The organism is Serratia quinivorans, from assembly GCF_946227985.1.
Lineage (GTDB): Bacteria > Pseudomonadota > Gammaproteobacteria > Enterobacterales > Enterobacteriaceae > Serratia > Serratia quinivorans_A.
Map to the genome: position 1 here is coordinate 115,255 of NZ_CAMKGL010000010.1, position 20,175 is coordinate 135,429.

At 53.4% G+C, this 20,175-nt stretch carries 16 protein-coding genes; 12 read left to right on the forward strand and 4 right to left on the reverse strand.

The genetic code is table 11. The features are described 5' to 3' along the window. Positions 1-188 precede the first annotated feature (188 nt). The 8 genes from nagE to OCH02_RS20645 all read left to right on the forward strand — a co-directional run bounded on the left by nagE (position 189) and on the right by OCH02_RS20645 (position 13,367). Entirely contained in the window at positions 189-2,135 is a 1,947-nt protein-coding gene (nagE, locus tag OCH02_RS20610) for a PTS N-acetyl glucosamine transporter subunit IIABC (protein WP_261432743.1), read from the forward strand. Between the two features lie 251 nt (positions 2,136-2,386). Beyond that, positions 2,387-4,051 (forward strand): glutamine--tRNA ligase, encoded by a 1,665-nt coding sequence (glnS, locus tag OCH02_RS20615; RefSeq protein WP_261432744.1) that lies wholly within the window; start codon positions 2,387-2,389, stop codon positions 4,049-4,051. 579 nt (positions 4,052-4,630) lie between these two features. Continuing rightward, positions 4,631-6,034 carry a chitoporin ChiP gene (chiP, locus tag OCH02_RS20620; protein ID WP_261432745.1) on the forward strand — a complete coding sequence of 468 codons (1,404 nt, stop codon included), beginning with the start codon at positions 4,631-4,633 and terminating at the stop codon, positions 6,032-6,034. Positions 6,035-6,093: 59 nt separating this feature from the next. Then, entirely contained in the window at positions 6,094-6,420 is a 327-nt protein-coding gene (gene chiQ, locus OCH02_RS20625) for a ChiQ/YbfN family lipoprotein (protein WP_261432746.1), read from the forward strand. A 14-nt stretch (positions 6,421-6,434) separates the two neighbouring features. Beyond that, positions 6,435-9,092: a beta-N-acetylhexosaminidase gene (locus OCH02_RS20630; protein ID WP_261432747.1), complete on the forward strand. Its 2,658-nt coding sequence runs from the start codon at positions 6,435-6,437 to the stop codon at positions 9,090-9,092. Between the two features lie 76 nt (positions 9,093-9,168). Beyond that, positions 9,169-10,314 (forward strand): MFS transporter, encoded by a 1,146-nt coding sequence (locus tag OCH02_RS20635; RefSeq protein WP_261432749.1) that lies wholly within the window; start codon positions 9,169-9,171, stop codon positions 10,312-10,314. Between the two features lie 49 nt (positions 10,315-10,363). Further along, positions 10,364-11,416 carry a UDP-glucose 4-epimerase GalE gene (galE, locus tag OCH02_RS20640; protein WP_261432775.1) on the forward strand — a complete coding sequence of 351 codons (1,053 nt, stop codon included), beginning with the start codon at positions 10,364-10,366 and terminating at the stop codon, positions 11,414-11,416. Then, positions 11,406-13,367, forward strand: coding sequence for a TcdB toxin N-terminal helical domain-containing protein (locus tag OCH02_RS20645; protein ID WP_261432750.1), 1,962 nt, complete (start codon positions 11,406-11,408; stop codon positions 13,365-13,367). Before galE ends, OCH02_RS20645 begins: the two co-directional genes overlap by 11 nt. A gap of 207 nt (positions 13,368-13,574) precedes the next feature. Here OCH02_RS20645 and fur read toward each other — a convergent pair whose 3' ends face one another. From fur to ybfF, 4 genes are all read right to left on the reverse strand, one after another. Beyond that, positions 13,575-14,021 (reverse strand): ferric iron uptake transcriptional regulator, encoded by a 447-nt coding sequence (gene fur / locus OCH02_RS20650; RefSeq protein ID WP_012005673.1) that lies wholly within the window; start codon positions 14,019-14,021, stop codon positions 13,575-13,577. Positions 14,022-14,341: 320 nt separating this feature from the next. Continuing rightward, entirely contained in the window at positions 14,342-14,881 is a 540-nt protein-coding gene (gene fldA, locus OCH02_RS20655; protein ID WP_012005674.1) for a flavodoxin FldA, read from the reverse strand. A gap of 228 nt (positions 14,882-15,109) precedes the next feature. Beyond that, positions 15,110-15,397 carry a LexA regulated protein gene (gene ybfE, locus OCH02_RS20660; protein ID WP_012005675.1) on the reverse strand — a complete coding sequence of 96 codons (288 nt, stop codon included), beginning with the start codon at positions 15,395-15,397 and terminating at the stop codon, positions 15,110-15,112. A gap of 292 nt (positions 15,398-15,689) precedes the next feature. Continuing rightward, on the reverse strand, positions 15,690-16,463 hold the full coding sequence (gene ybfF, locus OCH02_RS20665; RefSeq protein WP_261432751.1) for an esterase: 774 nt from the start codon (positions 16,461-16,463) through the stop codon (positions 15,690-15,692). A 300-nt stretch (positions 16,464-16,763) separates the two neighbouring features. Between ybfF and seqA the strand changes: the two genes are divergently transcribed. From seqA to OCH02_RS20685, 4 genes are all read left to right on the forward strand, one after another. Continuing rightward, the gene (gene seqA / locus OCH02_RS20670) at positions 16,764-17,303 is read left to right on the forward strand and encodes a replication initiation negative regulator SeqA (protein WP_261432752.1); all 540 of its coding nucleotides are present in this window, start codon (positions 16,764-16,766) and stop codon (positions 17,301-17,303) included. Between the two features lie 77 nt (positions 17,304-17,380). Next, entirely contained in the window at positions 17,381-19,024 is a 1,644-nt protein-coding gene (gene pgm / locus OCH02_RS20675) for a phosphoglucomutase (alpha-D-glucose-1,6-bisphosphate-dependent) (protein ID WP_261432753.1), read from the forward strand. A 185-nt stretch (positions 19,025-19,209) separates the two neighbouring features. Further along, a complete protein-coding gene (locus OCH02_RS20680) occupies positions 19,210-19,866 on the forward strand; it encodes a PadR family transcriptional regulator (RefSeq protein ID WP_261432754.1) in 657 nt (218 codons plus the stop codon). Continuing rightward, on the forward strand, positions 19,866-20,165 hold the full coding sequence (locus OCH02_RS20685) for a DUF3861 domain-containing protein (RefSeq protein ID WP_135315530.1): 300 nt from the start codon (positions 19,866-19,868) through the stop codon (positions 20,163-20,165). The genes OCH02_RS20680 and OCH02_RS20685 overlap by 1 nt, the downstream gene beginning before the upstream one ends. The last annotated feature ends 10 nt before the right edge of the window (positions 20,166-20,175 follow it).

Here is a 20,175-nt window from a genome sequence, read left to right on the forward strand (position 1 = left end):
AGCAATGTGGCAGCTTAAGACTGCTTTTTGGTGATGTAAATCACAAAAAAGGAGGTTTTAATTTGCGATACGAAATAATTTTTTTACACTCCACGTGTTGTCGTTCGTCCAGAGTTAATCGCAGTGTGTGATGGCGCTTGCGTAAAATATGATAAAGCTCATAAAAGGGCATTAGGGGGAATATTAAGGTGAACATACTCGGCTTTTTCCAAAGATTGGGCAGGTCGTTGCAACTGCCAATCGCAGTACTGCCCGTTGCGGCGCTTTTGCTACGCTTCGGTCAGCCTGACTTACTGAATATTTCATTCATCGCACAGGCCGGTGGATCAATCTTCGATAACCTGGCGTTAATCTTTGCTATCGGTGTGGCGGCAACCTGGTCGAAAGACAATGCCGGTTCAGCCGCATTGGCGGGCGCGGTGGGTTACTTCATCCTGACCAAGGCGATGGTCACCATTAACCCGGCGATCAATATGGGTGTGCTGGCGGGTATCATTACCGGCCTGGTGGGCGGTGCGGTCTATAACCGCTGGTCCGGCATCAAGCTGCCCGAGTTCCTCTCCTTCTTCGGCGGTAAGCGTTTTGTCCCAATCGCTACCGGCTTTTTCTGTTTAATTCTTGCTGCCATCTTTGGTTATATCTGGCCACCGGTACAAAATGCGATCCACGCAGGCGGTGAATGGATTGTTTCGATGGGCGCTGTCGGTTCCGGCATTTTCGGTTTTGTTAACCGTCTGCTGATCCCAACCGGCCTGCATCAGGTTCTGAACACCATTGCCTGGTTCCAGATTGGTGAGTTCACCAACGCTGCCGGTACCATCTTCCACGGCGACATCAACCGCTTCTACGCGGGTGACGGCACTGCCGGGATGTTCATGTCCGGCTTCTTCCCGATCATGATGTTCGGTTTGCCGGGTGCGGCACTGGCCATGTACTTCGCTGCGCCGAAAGAACGTCGCCCAATGGTTGGCGGTATGCTGCTGTCCGTTGCTTTGACCGCATTCCTGACCGGTGTGACCGAGCCGCTTGAATTCCTGTTCATGTTCCTGGCTCCGCTGCTGTATCTGGTCCATGCCATTTTGACCGGTATCAGCCTGTTTGTAGCCACCTTGCTGGGTATTCACGCCGGGTTCTCCTTCTCTGCAGGTGCCATCGACTATGTGTTGATGTACAACTTGCCGGCAGCCAGCAAGAACGTCTGGATGCTTGTGCTGATGGGTCTGGTCGCCTTCGCGGTGTACTTCGTCCTGTTCTCTATCATTATCCGCGCATTCAACCTGAAGACCCCAGGCCGTGAAGATGCGTCCGACGATGTCGTCGCACCTGAAGCCAACAGCAATACCGATGAAGGCCTGCGTGCACTGTCCCGCAGCTATATTGGTGCCATCGGGGGGTCTGACAACCTGACCGGCATTGATGCCTGTATCACCCGTTTGCGCCTGACCGTTAAAGACTCTTCTAAAGTGCTGGATGCCAGCTGTAAACGCCTGGGTGCATCAGGCGTGGTGAAACTGAACAAACAAACCGTTCAGGTTATCGTGGGCTCTAAAGCCGAAGCCATTGCTGACGGCATGCGTGCGGTGATTGCTACCGGCCCGGTGCCTGCGGCAGAAGTGGCGCCGGCTCCTGGCGTGAATGCAGTTAAATCGCAGGCTGTGCCTAATGCGCCGAAGGTGGCCTTCGAGTCGCTGGTGGCTCCGGTGACCGGTGAAATCGTGGCCCTGGATCAGGTGCCTGACGAAGCCTTTGCCAGCAAAGCGGTAGGCGACGGCCTGGCTATCCGCCCGACCGACAAGACCGTAGTCGCGCCGGCAGATGGCACCATCGTTAAAATCTTCAACACCAACCACGCTTTCTGTCTGGAAACCGACAAGGGCGCGGAGATTGTGGTGCACATGGGGATCGACACCGTGGCATTGAACGGTCAGGGCTTCAAACGTCTGGTTGAAGAGGGGGCTGAGGTGAAAGCCGGCCAGCCAATCCTTGAATTGGATCTGGAGTTCCTGAACGCCAATGCCCGCTCGATGATAAGCCCGGTAGTGGTCAGCAACTCTGACGATTACGCCGGTCTGACGGCGCTGGCGACCGGTTCTGTGGTCGCCGGCCAGACCAAACTGTTCGAGATCCAGAAATAAACCGTTTTACCTGAGTAGTACCCAGGGTGTTTAACGAGTCATGACGGAACGCACCCTACCTTTGGCGGGAAGAGAGCAATCTCTTCCCGCTTTTTTATGGGTAATGAAGGGCAAAGGGGGCCCTGATAGGGTGCTGCGATCCATCGTGGTGCAATACTCCGCATTTTTCGTAAAACAAACGGTTGTTTCCGGGCGTGGCTTGTTGGAACATAGGCGGTTATGAGTAGCGCTTTGCATTGAGGAATAGTGAAATGAGTGAGGCTGAAGCCCGCCCAACCAATTTTATCCGTCAGATCGTTGATGAAGATCTGGCGTCCGGGAAACACACGTCAGTCCATACCCGTTTCCCGCCGGAGCCAAATGGCTATCTGCATATCGGCCATGCGAAATCCATCTGCCTGAATTTCGGCATCGCTCGCGATTACCAGGGCCAATGCAACCTGCGTTTTGATGACACCAACCCGGTGAAAGAAGACATCGAGTTCGTTGAGTCAATCAAACATGACGTCGAGTGGCTGGGCTTTGAGTGGAGCGGCAACGTTCGTTACTCCTCGGATTACTTCGATCAACTGCACAACTATGCGGTGGAGCTGATCAACAAGGGCCTGGCTTACGTCGACGAACTGTCGCCTGAGCAAATCCGTGAATATCGTGGCAGCCTGACGGCACCGGGTAAAGACAGCCCGTACCGTGGCCGCAGCGTGGAAGAGAATCTGGCGCTGTTTGAAAAAATGCGCAACGGTGAATTCGCCGAAGGGACCGCTTGCCTGCGTGCCAAGATTGATATGGCTTCCTCGTTTATCGTCATGCGCGATCCGGTGTTGTACCGTATCAAATTTGCAGAACACCACCAGACCGGCAATAAATGGTGCATCTACCCGATGTACGATTTCACCCACTGCATTTCCGATGCGCTGGAAGGGATCACCCATTCGCTTTGTACGCTGGAGTTCCAGGACAACCGCCGTCTGTATGACTGGGTGCTGGATAACATCACCATCCCTTGTCATCCGCGTCAGTACGAGTTCTCGCGCCTGAATCTTGAGTACGCCATTATGTCGAAGCGCAAGCTGAACCTGTTGGTGACCGAGAAAATCGTTGAGGGTTGGGATGACCCGCGTATGCCGACCGTTTCCGGCCTGCGCCGCCGTGGTTATACCGCTGCGTCAATCCGCGAATTCTGCCAGCGTATCGGCGTGACCAAGCAGGATAACAACGTCGAAATGATGGCGCTTGAGGCCTGTATTCGTGAAGAGCTGAACGAGAACGCACCGCGTGCGATGGCCGTGCTGGATCCGGTGAAGGTAGTCATTGAAAACCTGACCACCGGCGTGGAAATGGTCAGCATGCCTAACCACCCGAGCAAGCCGGAAATGGGCAGCCGTGAAGTGCCATTCAGCCGTGATATCTATATCGATCGCGCCGACTTCCGTGAAGAAGCCAACAAGCAGTACAAGCGCCTGGTGCTGGGTAAAGAAGTTCGCCTGCGCAATGCCTATGTGATCAAGGCGGAACGCATTGAGAAAGACGCTGAAGGTGAGATCACCACTATTTTCTGCAGCTACGATCCCGATACCCTGAGCAAGGATCCTGCCGATGGCCGCAAGGTGAAAGGCGTGATCCACTGGGTGTCTGCCGAGCACGCGTTGCCGGCGGAAATTCGCGTGTATGACCGTCTGTTCAGTGTGCCAAACCCGGCGGCGGCAGAGGACTTCCTCACCACCATTAACCCGGAGTCACTGGTTATCAAGCGCGGCTTTGTTGAGCCAAGCCTGGCGGCCGCACAGCCGGAAAAAGCCTACCAGTTCGAACGTGAAGGCTATTTCTGTGCTGACAGCCGTGACTCATCGGCCGAGCATCTGGTGTTTAACCGCACCGTGGGCCTGCGCGATACCTGGGCAAAAATTGGCGCCTGAGTGCTGATCAAAAGCTAATGCGATAAAGCGCAACTTCGGTTGCGCTTTTTTTTGTCCGCAAGCCCGCTTTTTCTCCCCGTTAATGCTTTTAATTCCCCAATCTATTTTTAAATTTTAATCCGGCGGTTGTATCAGCAATTTCTTGATAAAAATCATTAGTCATATAACATTGTCTTATATATTCGTGATGCGAATTAATGTCATTTAGAGAGCGCTCTCATGTTTTTTCTTTTGGCTGACCTTTTTGCTTAGGCTGAAACCATTAATCGTCTCTGATTGACCTGGTATTAAAGTTTATTCTGATTTTATTGAATTTTTTATTCGACAGCCTCTTTGCATAGCCACGTAACATAATCTCATCGATATGTGCTCTTTGTCATACTTTGACAAATCTCTCTCATAATTCATTTGATAATTCGCGTCGCGAAAAATAGTCTGTCTGTAGCAATAAGTGCTGTGGGATTTTAACCCGTCAGCAATATTTTTTACCCGATTGGGTTTTTATTAGCGGTCGTGCAGGGCAGTGGTGAACACGGGCGACTGCAACTTTTAAAGTTTAAGTCAAAGAGGAATTTCATTATGGGTACGCACGGTGCTCAGCGTAAAACGCTGGCGCTCGCAGTCGCGGGTGCGCTGTTGGGAACAGGGTTTGCCATGGCCCCTGAGGCGAAAGCCGCAGGATTTATCGATGATTCCACGATGACCGGCGGTGTGTATTACTGGCAGCGTGAACGTGACCGTAAAGATCTCAACCCGACCAGTGACGATTACAATAAATACACTACCAATCTGTCACACTCGACCGCCAACCTGAGCCTGGATTTCGCCTCAGGCTATGCCTGGGACATGTTTGGTATGGATGTGGGGGCCTTTACCGCCATTGAGCTGGCCGAATCCAGCGCCAGCGGTCATCCGAATGAAATCGCGTTCTCCTCCAAAAACCGTACCTATGATGAAGACTATTCCGGCGACAAAGGCGGCATCAGCCTGTACAAAGCCGCCGGTAAATTCAAGTATGGCCCCGTCTGGGCACGCGCCGGTTATATCCAGCCAAGCGGGCAAACGCTGCTGGCACCGCACTGGAGCTTTATGCCCGGCACCTATCAGGGGGCGGAGGCCGGTGCCAAGTTTGACTACGGTGATGCCGGTGCGTTGAGCTTCTCCTACATGTGGACGAATAAGTACAAGGCTCCATGGCATATCGAGATGGATGACTTCCGCCAGAACGACAAAAAAACCGGCGTCTCCTACCTGCACTCTTTGGGTGCCAAGTATGACTTCAAAAATGATTTAGTGCTGGAAGCGGCCTTTGGTCAGGCCCAGGGCTATGTGAATCAGTACTTCACCAAGGCATCTTACAAATTCGATCTGGTGGGCAACCCGCTGACCACCAGCTACCAGTTCTATGGCACGGAAGATCGTATTAGCGACAAAAATGACCCGAACAGCATTTACGACGGTCTGGCCTGGCTGCAAGCGCTGACCTTCGGTTACACCACCGGCCAATTTAACTGGCGTCTGGAAGGGACCATGGTCAAGGCCGAGGGCAACCAGGGCTACTTCCTGCAACGCATGACCCCAACCTATGCCTCTTCCAATGGTCGTCTCGACGTATGGTGGGATAACCGTTCCGACTTCAACGCCAACGGCGAAAAAGCGGTTTACGCCGGGGTAATGTACGATCTGAGCAACTGGAACCTGCCGGGCATGGCCGTGGGCGGTTCTTACGTTTACGCCTGGGACGCCAAGCCAAGCACCAACCCAATGTATGACCAGAGCCAGCGTCTCAAAGAGAGCGCCTGGAGCCTGGACGCGCTGTACACCATTCAGGAAGGTCGCGCCAAAGGCACCTTGCTGAAACTGCACTACACCCAGTATGACAACCACACCAACATCCCGAGCTGGGGTGGCGGTTACGGCAACATCTTCCAGGATGAGAAAGACGTCAAATTCATGGTTATCGCGCCATTCACCATCTTCTGATGCGTTCCCCGGCGGCAGCGCCGGGGACAGCGTTTTTGACACTTAACGGGAAAATCTTGATGAAAAAAATCATGCTGATGTTGGCTGCGGTGGTCACGCTGAGTGCCTGTGTGCAGCCGGTCGCACCGCCGGAAGACGCCAAACTGAAACAGGCCTACAGCGCCTGCATTAATACCGCTGAAGGCTCACCGGAAAAACTGCAGTCGTGCCAGGCGGTATTGAACGTGCTGAAACAAGAGAAGCAGCACCAGCAGTTTGCCGAAAAAGAAACGGTGCGTGTGATGGATTACCAGAACTGCATTCAGGCGGTACACAGTGGTAACGGCCAGGCTTATGACGCCAAGTGCGGCAAAATTTGGCAAGAGATCCACGATAACAATAATTAAGGATGATGTTAAACATGAACAAATTCAAATTGAGTACGCTTGCTGCATTAACGGCAACCGTTGGATTATTTGGCAGCGTGGGGAATGCGCTGGCCAATCAACCGCTGGTGGATCAACTTAGCCAGTTAAAATTGAATTTGAAAATGGTCGATAACCGGGCTGCCGACAGCGGCCTGGATTGCGGTAAATTGGGTGCCGACTGGGCGGCCTGCAACAAGGTATTGATCAGCCTGACCAACGATCATCAGGAGATTAAGGGGCACGACTGGGCGATTTACTTCCACAGCGCCCGTCAGACCATGCGGGTGGATAACGATCAGTTCAACATTACCCACCTGACCGGTGACCTCTACAAACTGGAGCCGACCGATAAATTTACTGGCTTCCCGGCAGGTCAAACGGTTGAGATCCCGATTATTGCCGAATATTGGCAACTGTTTAAAACCGACTTTGTACCACGCTGGTACGCCACTTCGGGCGATGCCCAGCCAAAAATTCTGGTTAATACCGATACCGAAGATCTCAGCCAGTTTGTGACGCCCTTTAGCGGCGACCAATGGAAGCGCATCAAGGATGACAATAATATCCTGATGACCCCGGCCTCCCGCTTTACCAAAAACGCCGAGCTTAAAACCTTGCCTGCCGCTTCGCTGCGCGGCCAGATCGTACCGACGCCGTTGCAAGTGAAAGTGCATCCGCAAGACGTGAGTCTGAGCAACGGCGTGGCGCTGGAGTTGAGTGCGCTGGCCAAACCGGCGGCGGACGCAGCCACCCAACGTTTTGCACTGTTGGGCATAACCCATAACGCGGCGGGCTACCCGATCAAAACCGATATTCAGCCGGGCAAATTTAAAGGTGAACTGGCAGTGCCAGGAGCCTATGAGCTGAAAATTGGCAATAAGGAAGCGCGGGTTATCGGCTTCGATCAGGCCGGGGTGTTCTATGGCCTGCAGTCTATTTTGTCGCTGGTACCGACCGACGGCAGCGCTAAAATCGCCACTCTGGAGGCCAAGGATGCACCACGCTTCCAGTATCGCGGCATCTTCCTCGACGTGGCGCGCAACTTCCATCAGAAAGATGCGGTACTGCGCCTGCTCGATCAGATGGCGGCTTATAAGCTCAATAAATTCCACTTCCATCTGAGCGACGACGAAGGCTGGCGCATTGCTATCCCAGGCCTGCCGGAACTGACCGAAGTCGGGGGGCGGCGTTGCCATGACCTGAGCGAAACTACCTGCCTGTTGCCACAGTACGGACAGGGGCCAGAGGTGTATGGCGGCTTCTTCTCGCGTCAGGATTACATTGAGATTATTAAATACGCCCAGGCGCGCCAGATTGAAGTGATCCCGGAAATCGATATGCCAGCACATGCCCGTGCCGCCGTGGTCTCGATGGAGGCGCGCTATAAAAAGCTGCATGCCGCCGGTAAAGAACAGCAGGCTAATGAGTTCCGCCTGGTGGATCCGACCGATACCTCCAATACCACCTCGGTGCAGTATTTTAATCGTCAAAGTTACCTTAACCCTTGTCTGGATTCGTCCAGGCGCTTTGTTGACAAGGTGATGGGTGAGATTGCCCAGATGCACAAAGAGGCCGGGCAGCCGCTGCGCACCTGGCACTTTGGCGGCGACGAAGCGAAAAACATTCGCTTGGGGGCAGGCTATACCGATCTGACCAAGCCTGAAGCAGGCAAAGGCATCATCGATCAGAGCAAAGAAGATAAGCCTTGGGCAAAATCCCAGGTGTGCCAAAAGATGATCAAAGACGGCAAAGTCGCCGATATGGAACATCTGCCAAGCTACTTTGGCGTGGAAGTCAGTCAACTGGTGAAGGCGCATGGCATCGACAGAATGCAGGCCTGGCAGGACGGCCTGAAAGATGCGAAAAACGCCAAGGCCTTCGCCACTCCACGTGTTGGGGTGAACTTCTGGGATACGCTGTATTGGGGCGGTTTTGATAGCGCTAACGACTGGGCCAACAAAGGTTACGAAGTGATCCTTTCCAACCCGGATTACGTCTACATGGACTTCCCGTATGAGGTGAACCCGGACGAGCGCGGTTATTACTGGGGCACCCGTTTCAGCGACGAGCAGAAAATGTTCAGCTTTGCCCCGAACAACCTGCCGCAGAACGCCGAAACCTCGGTTGACCGCGATGGCAATCACTTTACCGCCAAGAGCGACAAGCCATGGCCGGGCGCTTACGGTATCTCTGCCCAGATGTGGAGTGAAACTCAGCGCACCGACCCGCAAATGGAATACATGATCTTCCCGCGTTCACTGTCGGTGGCCGAACGTGCATGGCACCGGGCCGACTGGGAACAGGATTATCAGGCGGGGCGTGAATACAAAGGCGGTGAAACCCACTTTATCGATACCGGGAAACTGGATCGCGACTGGTTGCGCTTTGCCAATATTCTTGGCCAGCGTGAATTGGCAAAACTGGACAAGGGCGGCGTGAGTTATCGGCTGCCGGTGCCGGGGGCCAGCGTAGCCGGTGGCAAGCTGGAGGCCAATATCTCGTTGCCGGGTCTGGGCATTGAATATTCCACCGACGGTGGCAAGCAATGGCAGCGTTACGATGCCAAGGCCAAACCTGGTGTCAGCGGTGAGATACTGATCCGTGCGGTCAGCCCGGACGGCAAGCGTTATAGCCGCGCCGAGAAAGTGTAACTCCTGAACCGCGGCCCGTCTGTTCGCTGGTGGGCCGTTATTGACTATTAACAGCAGCGACCGGCGGTAATCAGCGATGAATTCGATACGGCTGACCTTTATGGTCGTTGCTTTCTTTTCTGGCATTGCCGGGGCACTGCAAATACCGACCCTGAGCCTGTTCCTCACCACCGAGGTTCGGGTGACGTCATTATGGGTCGGTTTTTTTTATGCGGTAAATGCCGGGGTCGGCATTATTGTCAGCTTTTTGCTGGCAAAAAAATCAGATCGCCAGCGTGACCGGCGTCATTTGATTTTAATCTGTTATTTATTGGCGGCGGGCAATTGTCTGTTATTTGCTTTTAATCGCAATTACCTGACGTTAATTAGCGCAGGCGTGCTGTTAACCGCCATCGCCAATACGGCGATACCGCAATTATTCGCTCTGGCGCGTGAATATGGGGAACGGTCATCGCAAAATGTCGCGATGTTTAGCGCCATTATGCGCGCCCAGCTCTCTCTGGCCTGGGTTTTTGGCCCGCCACTGGCTTTTATGCTGGTGGTGAATTATGGCTTCACGGCGATGTTTATGTTTGCTGCCGGTATATTCTTGCTGGTATCGCTGCTGGCCTGGTGGATATTACCCGAGGTCGCTCGCCCACCTGTGGGTAATGAAATCGCCATACCGCAAAAAACGGTCTTCGATAAAGATATTAGCCGGTTGTTTTTCGCCTCGGTATTGATGTGGACCTGCAGCGCCATGTATCTGATTGATGTGCCGCTGTATATCACTGCCGAGTTGGGGTTGTCGCAAAGTCTGACCGGCTGGATGATGGGCATCGCCGCCGCGATCGAGATCCCCATCATGATCCTGGTAGGGCGTTACGTAAACCGGGTGGGCAAGCGCCTGATGATGGCGGGGGCGATGGTGGCCGGCATACTGTTTTATGCCGGGATTCTGTGGTTTACCTCAACCGCCAGCTTGCTGGTTTTACAGCTGTTTAACGCGATTTTCATCGGCATTATCGCCACCGTCGGCATGCTGTATTTCCAGGATTTGATGCCGGAGCGGGCGGGCATGGCCACCACTTTATTCACCAACAGTATTTCCACCGGTGTGATCCTGGCCGGAATATTACAAGGGATCCTGACCGAATACGGGCCGCATTCCTCCGTTTATCTGTTAGCCATATTACTGCTTTGTATTGCTTTACCTGTCGGTTTTAAAACCCGGGAAGTTTAGGTGGTTTCTGAGTGAATCGTTTATTTTTAAGCATAAACAAGGAAATATGATGGCTATATTGGTGACGGGCGGCGCCGGTTATATCGGCTCGCATACGGTATTGGCACTATTGGAAAGGGGGGAGGACGTTGTCGTACTGGACAACCTGTCCAACAGTTCGCCAGAGTCTTTATTTCGGGTCGAGCGATTAACCGGTAAAAAAGTGATTTTTTATCAGGGAGATATCCAGCAACATCATTTGCTGGATCATATCTTCCGGCAGCATGATATTCATGCGGTTATTCATCTTGCGGGGTTAAAGTCTGTCAGGGAATCTACCGAAGAGCCGCTGAAGTATTATCAAAATAATATTTCCGGGTCATTGATCGTACTGGACAGAATGCGCCATGCCGGCGTTAAGCAGTTTATTTTCAGCTCTTCGGCCACTGTCTATGGACCGGCGGAATATACCCCGCTGACGGAGAATTGCCGTATTGGGCAGACCACCAATCCTTATGGAACCTCCAAGCTGATTGTCGAGCAGATCCTGGCGGAGTTTGCCTCCACTGAACCGCAGATGGCGATCACCGCGCTGCGTTACTTTAATCCGGCCGGGGCACACGAGTCCGGCTTGATTGGTGAGGATCCCGCTGGCATTCCCAATAATCTTCTGGCTTATCTGGCCCAGGTGGCTATTGGCAAACTCGCGGTGTTGCCGGTGTATGGCAACGACTACCCCACCAGCGACGGTACCGGGGTACGTGATTACATTCACGTTATGGACCTGGCCGAAGGGCATTTGAAAGCGCTGGATAATCTGCAGCCAGGTTTTAACGTCTATAACCTGGGCACCGGTAAAGGCTACTCGGTGCTGGAGATTATTCAGGCGTTCGAACGCGCCTGCGGGTTCAAGATCGCCTATCAGTTTAATCCCCGGCGGGCGGGAGATATTGCCGAGTGTTGGTCCGATCCGTCGCTGGCGGCAGAAAAACTGGGTTGGCAAGCCAAACACAGCCTGGAAAAAATGGTGCGTGATGCCTGGTCCTGGCAGAGCAAAAATCCGCAGGGTTATGGCCGTTGTGCAACGACACCCTCAATAAGGATGCTGGCCGATGAAGCTTAACGACGGGCATTTTGGCGTTCTGCAGGATGATCTGTTCCGTGCCGAATATGAAGCCCGAATCAACGATCTGAAATTTGAGTTCGTCAAATATCAGCGCCAGAGCTCACCAGCGCGGCTGGAAAGCTATCAGCGTGGGGTCGCGCAACTGCGTGAGTGGCGGGCTGCGCATGGGCATTTATTCGATGCCGCCCGCTGTTCTTCATTATTTTGCGTGCCCACTCGCCCGCTGGCTGCGAGTGAAAAACTGCTGCACCGTATCTGGTTGGGGGGCGCCATACCTGACGATGCCAGAGAGGTTATCTCCCAGTGGGGCGATGCGCAGCAGGCGGTGAATAACGCCGAAGGGAATGAGTGGGTCGGCATGTTATGGGTTTGGGACGTGCGGCAACTGGCAAGGGATGCATATTTCAACCCCGCATCCACGAGCAAAGGCGGATACCTAGGGGAGTATGATGCGGTCAACCATCGCCTGCAGGTACATTCTCTCCTTGAGCTGGCGCAAAAAAAGGGGGGCGACAACCTGTGCTTTATCTATCAACTGCACGATAAGCGCTATTACGCCACGCTTTCCGACTACTTCCGTTTTCTGATTTTGATAGAGATGGGGGGGGTGTATATGGATATCGACACTATTCCCCACCGGTCGGCGACGCTGTTTCTGATCAAGCCCGAGGTGCCGGATTATCTTCAGTTTCTGCCCGGAGGCGAGGTTAGCCACGTCAGTTGGCTGAATCTGTTTCTCGACGAAACCGGAATGATCATCAGCCGCAAAGGGGACATTTCGCTGTGCCGGATGCTGGCGGGGTTGGATCAGATCTATGCGGCGGAAAGCGGTGAAGTGCCGGACAAGAATTCGGTTTATGAACGGAAATTGTTTGATCCCTTTTATCAGCTGTGGAGTCGCCATATCGGTTGCGCCTTCCTTAGCCACGATCGCTTCTGCAGAGATTATGGCGTCATGTATAACGCTATTCCGCAGGCTGTCAGCTGTGGTATTCGCGGTATGCGTCTGTTGGAAGATGTGATCACCAATGAGCGGTTTCCGCTGTCGCAGGAAGAACAGCACAGCTACCGGCACTGTGTCAGCCGGCTGGAACAGGTGGATTGGCAGCTTGAGCAGCCGCTGGACCTGGCTCGCTATGCAGAGATATTCACCGTTGATGAAGTACCGCGTATGGCTTATCCGGCGCAGATCCGCTCCGATATTGACCATTACCATTATTATTCAGTGCTTTCTCATGACCACCAGCTGGATCGGGTAAATCGGCTTTTTGGTGAATACCTGATAGCTGATAACCGGCGGCAGATTATGGCGGGGAATTACTGGTGTCCGACCGCTGGGGTGGGCGATGCGGTGTTGCCGGAGCCGCGCGGGGCATTGCACTTTCTACCTGGACGACAGGCGAGTGAAGTCGATAAGACTCGCATGGCGAAGCTAATCTTCACCACCAGTTACCTCGAATACTGCTCTATCGGCAATCGAGCCGGGCTGGATCTGGTGTCATTGCAGTTGGCGCAAAATATTGAGCCTTATCTGGGGTTGATCACGGTAGCTTACGATCGGCGTGGAGAGTTTGTCGGCTTTTTTAATGCGGCTACCATTAGCGAACTGTATGGCATAGAAGCGGATTATCATTATCGCGATGAAATAAGGCCGCTTGATGAGGCTTATGACAGTTTTGTCCAACGTCTTTGCACTGCAGACGATTATTTCATCTGCAGTCTGGCAATCGAAAGTCAATTCCGCGGGCAAGGGCATTTTAACCAGTTGTTTGCGCTGATAAAGCAGCGAGCGCAACAGCACCAGGCGAAAAATATCGTGCTGTGCGTATGGCAACGCAGTGATGCCAGCCAAATTTATCTGAACAAGGGGTTCCGTGTTCGCGGTGTATTCGATCACGCCTGGTCGTTGTTCTTTGATCGGTTGCTGTTTCTTGAGTATGAGCTGTGAAGAGGTTTGCCCATCCGCGTGTCGGCGGGTGAGTTGACGGTGAAGTGAGTGTAAGTGGGAAGCCGGAAAGAAGTGCCGCTGCAATTGTTGTATTTCAAGCTGTGAACTTTCCCCGGGCCTGTCCGGGGATTTTTTTATCTCTTCATTATCGGGCTGCAGGCATAAAAAAACCGCCGTTAAGGCGGTTCTTAATGCTGGTTGAGGGCATTATTTTTTATCGTGCAGAGTTTCGTCTTCGCGGCAGTCACCTGCTTCACAGTGGCCGTACAGGTACAGGCTGTGGTTGCTGAGCTTGATACCGTGTTGCTTGGCGATATCACGCTGACGAACTTCGATGGATTCATCGCTAAATTCGATCACTTTGCCGCAGTCCAGGCAGATCAGGTGATCGTGGTGATGCTGCTGGGTCAGTTCGAACACGGACTTGCCGCCTTCGAAATTGTGACGGGTCACAATGCCTGCATCATCAAATTGGTTCAGTACGCGGTAAACTGTAGCCAGGCCAATTTCTTCGCCCATATCTATCAGTTTTTTGTACAGATCTTCCGCACTGACGTGATGGCATTCCGGATTTTGCAGTACTTCCAGGATTTTGAGTCGCGGAAGCGTGACTTTTAAGCCGGCCTTCTTCAATGCGGTGTTGTTGTCAGTCATGCGGATTCAGTCCTGTTACTATGCTAATCAAGTTGAGGCGTTCTCGCCTGTGGCATCGGTCGGCACAAAGAGTTAATTGCGTCTCATTATAGAACCGGTTGACCTAAATAGAAACCGCCGGTTGTTAACAAAGATATAATTGCACTATTGCATGTTGCACACGCAACGTCTTGATGGGCGGGATAAACCGATAACTCAGTCTACCTTGACGATGTGGGAAGTTACAAATATGTATCTTCGATTGCAGTAATCAGTACTGCCAATGATGGCCCTGCCGGCAACACTATGCACTTTGCAGGGCTTTTGTTCAACCTTTGGCGTTAGCCGACGATCTCGGCCAGGCTCAGCTCTTCGACGATTTGTTTTACCCAACCTTCAACACGCTCATTGGTCAGTTCAGGTTGACGGTCTTCGTCAATCGCCAGGCCAATAAAGTGGCTGTCGCTTGCCAAACCTTTTGAGGCTTCGAAATGATAGCCTTTGGTTGGCCAGTGGCCGACTATGGCAGCGCCACGCGGTTCAATGATGTCGCGGATGGTGCCCATCGCATCACAGAAATATTCTGCGTAGTCTTCCTGATCGCCACAGCCAAACAGGGCTACCAGCTTGCCGTTGAAGTCGATGTCTTCCAGCGTTGGGAAGAAGTCATCCCAGTCACACTGGGCTTCACCGTAGTACCAGGTTGGGATACCGAGCAGCAGAATATCGAAACCTTCCAGGTCTTCTTTGCTGCTTTTGGCGATGTCGTGAATTTCGCACACATCGTCACCGAACTGTTGCTTAAGAATTTTCTGGATCATCTTGGCAATGTTTTCGGTATTGCCAGTGTCGCTGCCAAAGAAAATGCCTACATTAGCCATATCGCGTATAACCTTTAAATTCAATAAATTGCATTACACGATGTTAGCGCTGACCACGATAACACCGATTAAAATGATGCCATGGCAAGGGGAGTCCTCACCGGTAATTGCGTATCATGCCAGAAATTTACCCCGGGGTTTTATCACGTTTATGCGATACCGGGTGGAATAAAATGATGTTGATCGGGCGTCATCCTTAACGCCGCGCCGCATGTGCGGCTGCAATGATCAATGTTCTGGCTGGTCGTCCGCCAGTTGTGCCAACAGCATTTGCTCAATAAGCTCGCTGCGGCTGATATTCCGCTGTTCCGCCAGTTTGTTCAGGGCGTCCACCGCATCCGCGTTGATCTTCAGTTCCACACGCCGTAAGCCACGGACTTTATCGCGTCGAAGCTGATTACGCTTATTGATTCTAAGCTGTTCATCTCGGGATAGCGGGTTGGTTTTCGGGCGCCCCGGACGGCGTTCATCTGCGAACAGATCCAGCGTCGTGCGATCCGTTTGTTCTTTTGCCATAGGTAGCGGTACTGCAAGGGAGTTTGCATCTAAAAGCGCGTAGACGCTTCTGGATGGTTCGGTTAACACACTTCGGGCTAATAAACCCTAACCCAAATTCACCCCCAGCCAGGCGTTAATCAACACGCTCGACACGGCGGCAAAATTATAGCGCGCCATATTACCCCAGCAGGTGGAGCAACGACAATGCTTAACTGAGCCGAAAACGCGCTAAGCCGTTATCTTTAGCGCGTTTTTTCGCCAGGTGGCTGTTTTAGGCGGCTGGACGCACGAGTGTAAAGAGTCGGTCAGCTCAGGCTTCGCCGAGAAAACGGTGAATAGCGCGCAGCACCGCCTCCGGTTTTTCCGCATGAACCCAGTGCCCGGTGCCGGCGACCACATGTGCGCGAGCCTGAGGGAACTGGCGGGCAATATCTGCGCGGTAGCTGTCCTGCACGTAGGGCGACAAGCCACCACGAATGAATAAGGTGGGATGCGGCCAGGCGGGAACCTCCTGCCAGCCGGTGATATTTTCGTATTGCTCGATCAGCACCGGCAGGTTAAAGCGCCATTCGCCCTGGTGGAAGGATTTCAGCAGGAACTGGATCACTCCTTCTTCCTTCAGGTAGCTGCGCATCAATTCCGCCGCCTGCTGGCGTTGGGTGATACCGGCCGCACTTACGGCTTGTAAGGCGGCAAAAATCTCGTCGTGGCGACGGGTTTGATAATCCACCGGTGCCACGTCAATAACGATCAGTTTCTCCACTCGCTCAGGTGCGATTGCCGTCAGTGCCATCGCCGCTTTGCCGCCCATCGAGTGGCCGATTACAATCACCTTGTCCAGTTGCAAATCATCCAGCAGCGCCAGCAGGTCCTTTGCCATTTCCGGGTAGCTCATCACCTCTGAACGTGGCGACAGACCATGGTTGCGCAGATCGACTTTAATCACGCTGTGCTGTTGGTTTAGATCGCGAGCCAGCACGCCCAGATTGTCCAGATTGCCGAACAGCCCGTGGATCAGGACAACCGGCAGAGCATCGGACTCGCAGGCCAGCAGTTGATAATGTAATTTCATGGCAAAGTTCATACTGAGTGAGATTCAGATTAGGGTATCATGATTAAAACACACGATGAAAATACCCGTCGCCTTTCAAGCCACAGGTAACAACGCTGCGGCTTGAAATCCATAGGGTATAACGCGGATTTTTCATGGTAAGGTGCGGGTTTGGCAGATCCAATGCCAGGCAGGCTTTAGGTAATAGTCTGCTTTTGCCGTGTTGAGGCACATTGTGATGTTCGCATCTGCGCTTTTAACCTTATAATCCCATGGCTTGAATGCAGGATCTGGCTTCAGGTTCTAAGTAGAAAAAAACAGTACTGGATAAAGATGAAAACTATTGAAGTCGACGAAGAGCTCTACCGTTATATTGCCAGCCACACGCAACATATTGGTGAGAGCGCGTCCGATATTTTGCGCCGCATGTTGAAGTTTACCGCAGGTCAGCCGTTACGTGCGGTGCCGGCAGCCAGTGCCCAGAGCGCTGAGCAGGATAAAATTGTTGCCGCGCAGCGCCCGCGCGATCGCGTACGGGCCGTGCGTGAGCTGCTGCTGTCGGATGAGTATGCCGAGCAGAACAAAGCGGTGAACCGTTTTATGCTGGTACTTTCCACCCTGTATACCCTCGATGCGGCCGGTTTTGCCACGGCGACCGAGGCGTTGCATGGCCGTACCCGCACCTATTTCGCCGGCGATCAGCAAACCCTGCTGGCGAACGGAACGCACACCAAACCCAAGCACGTTCCAGGCACCCCGTACTGGGTGATCACCAATACCAATACCGGTCGTAAACGCAGCATGGTGGAACACATCATGCAGGCTATGCAGTTCCCCGCGGAACTGACAGAAAAAGTTTGCGGCACTATCTAATTTAGCGAACAGCCCGTCATGGTGGCCGTGAGCGACATATTGCCAGGCCGCAGGACAGGGATGAGGGAGATATGTCGATGGCGAATAATCCACGTGCCGGGCAGCTGGCTCAACAAAGCGATTTGATTAACGTAGCCCAGCTGACGTCGCAGTACTATGTACTGCAACCTGAAGCCGGCAATGCAGCACACGCGGTGAAGTTCGGCACTTCGGGCCACCGCGGCAGCGCTCTGCGTCATAGCTTTAATGAAAACCATATTCTCGCTATTGCGCAGGCGATTGCGGAAGTCCGTCATCAGCAAGGGGTGACCGGCCCATGCTACGTGGGTAAGGACACCCATGCGCTGTCCGAGCCTGCCTTTATTTCTGTGCTTGAAGTGTTGACCGCCAATGGCGTCGATGTTGTCGTGCAGGAAAATAACGGCTTCACGCCAACCCCTGCGGTATCCCATGCCATTTTGTGCCATAACCGCAACGGTGGGGCATTGGCCGATGGTATCGTTATTACCCCGTCTCACAATCCCCCGGAAGACGGCGGCATCAAATATAACCCGACCAACGGCGGCCCGGCCGACACCAATCTGACCTCCGTGATTGAAAAGCGCGCCAATGAACTGCTGTCATTGCAGCTGCAAGGCGTTCAGCGTCAGTCATTGGACAAGGCCTGGAACAGCGGCCGTGTGCATGCACAAGATCTGGTACAGCCGTACGTCGAAGGGTTGGTGGATATCGTCGATATGCCTGCTATCCAGCGCGCCGGCCTGAAATTGGGTGTCGATCCGCTTGGCGGTTCCGGCATTGCCTACTGGCAGCGTATTGCCGAGCATTACAAGCTGGATCTGACGCTGGTGAACGACTCTATCGATCAGACCTTCCGCTTTATGCACCTGGACCACGACGGTGTGATCCGCATGGACTGTTCGTCGGTTCCGGCGATGGGCGGTTTGCTGGCGCTGCGTGACAAGTTCGATCTGGCGTTCGCCAACGATCCGGATTACGACCGCCACGGCATTGTTACGCCGAAGGGCCTGATGAACCCGAACCATTATCTGGCGGTGTCCATCAACTACCTGTTCCAGCATCGTCCACAGTGGGGGGCCGATGTGGCGGTGGGCAAAACGCTGGTTTCCAGCGCAATGATTGACCGCGTGGTTGCCTCCCTGGGCCGTAAACTGGTGGAAGTGCCGGTGGGCTTCAAATGGTTTGTCGATGGTTTGTATGATGGCAGCCTGGGCTTTGGTGGCGAAGAGAGCGCCGGGGCATCCTTCCTGCGTTTCAACGGCACACCTTGGTCTACCGATAAAGACGGCATGATCATGTGTCTGTTGGCGGCGGAAATCACCGCAGTCACCGGTGAAAACCCACAAAATCACTACGAAGATCTGGCCAAACGCTTTGGCGCGCCAAGCTACAACCGCATTCAGGCGCCGGCAACCTCAGCGCAGAAAGCCGCGTTGTCCAAGCTGTCGCCGGAAATGGTCAAGGCCGATACCCTGGCGGGGGATCCGATCACCGCCCGTCTGACCGCAGCACCGGGCAATGGCGCACCCATTGGCGGGTTGAAAGTGATGACTGACAATGGCTGGTTTGCTGCGCGTCCTTCCGGTACCGAAGAGGCTTACAAGATTTATTGTGAGAGCTTCCTGGGGGCTGAGCATCGCGAAAAGATCGAGCACGAAGCGGTAGAAATCGTCAGCGCAGTGCTGGCCTCTGCCAAGTAGTTTTTTCCCGTCTCCGATGAAAGCGCTGTTTTTACAGCGCTTTTTTTATGCCTGCGATTTAGATATATCTATTTAACAAGCCGCGCTTGCGCATTTAGATATATCGATCTAAATTAGCTATATCGAAGTCGTTTAGATATATCTAAATCACCTCGTTAACTCACTGTCTATTGAGAGGTATAGCTATGTTTCACCGTTTAGATTCACACCGTCGTCACGGCGGTCACCCTGAGTACGAAGAAGGGCACTGTCATCATCATCGCCGCCGCGGCGGACGTCATCACTTTGGCGGCGATCACGGCGAAGAGCATGGCCGGGGCGGACGCGGAGGGCGGGGTGGGCGTCACCGCATGTTTGAACATGGGGACCTGCGGTTGGTGCTGCTGGCGCTGGTGGCACGCAAACCGAGCCACGGTTATGAACTGATCAAGGCCATTGATGAGGCCTCTTCCGGTCTGTATGTGCCAAGCCCGGGGGTGATTTACCCGACCCTGACGCTGTTGGAAGAGCAGGATTTCCTCGAGCCAATTACCAGCAGCAACGGCCGCAAAAGTTATCAGATCACCGAACTGGGCCAGAATGAGTTGCAAAAGCACCAGGCCGTTGTCGACGTGATCCTGGCCCGTTTGGCAGGTGCCGATCGCGGTCATCATCATCACGGCAATCTGGCTGAAGGTATCTCCGAAGCCATGAACCGCCTGCGCAGTTTGCTGCGCGGCAACGTGATGCGTGCGGATCTTTCACCGCAGCAGGTTGAGAACATTAATGCGGCGCTGCTGACCGCCGTGGCGGCGATTGAAAGTGAAATGAACATTGCCCCGACAGCACAGGAGAATGACTGATGCCAGGCCACCGTTTTCGCATTACCGTTGAAGCCCTGAGCGATCGTAAAGGCGAGCCCGTAGAGAAAGCGCCACTGAGTTTTGAAGTAGAAAACCACGACGATATTCTCGGTATAGTTGAGCGCATCAAAGCGCGTGAGGATTTGAACTTTGGCGAGAACAACAGTGCGGCCTTTGCCGTTGGCCTTAAGCTGTTTTCCGAAGTGATGATCGAAAACCGCAAGCATCCGGTATTTGCACCGCTGCGTGAGGCATTCAAGGAGTTTATGATGGGATTAAAGAAAGGCCCTAACGCGTAGGGGAGCCGCA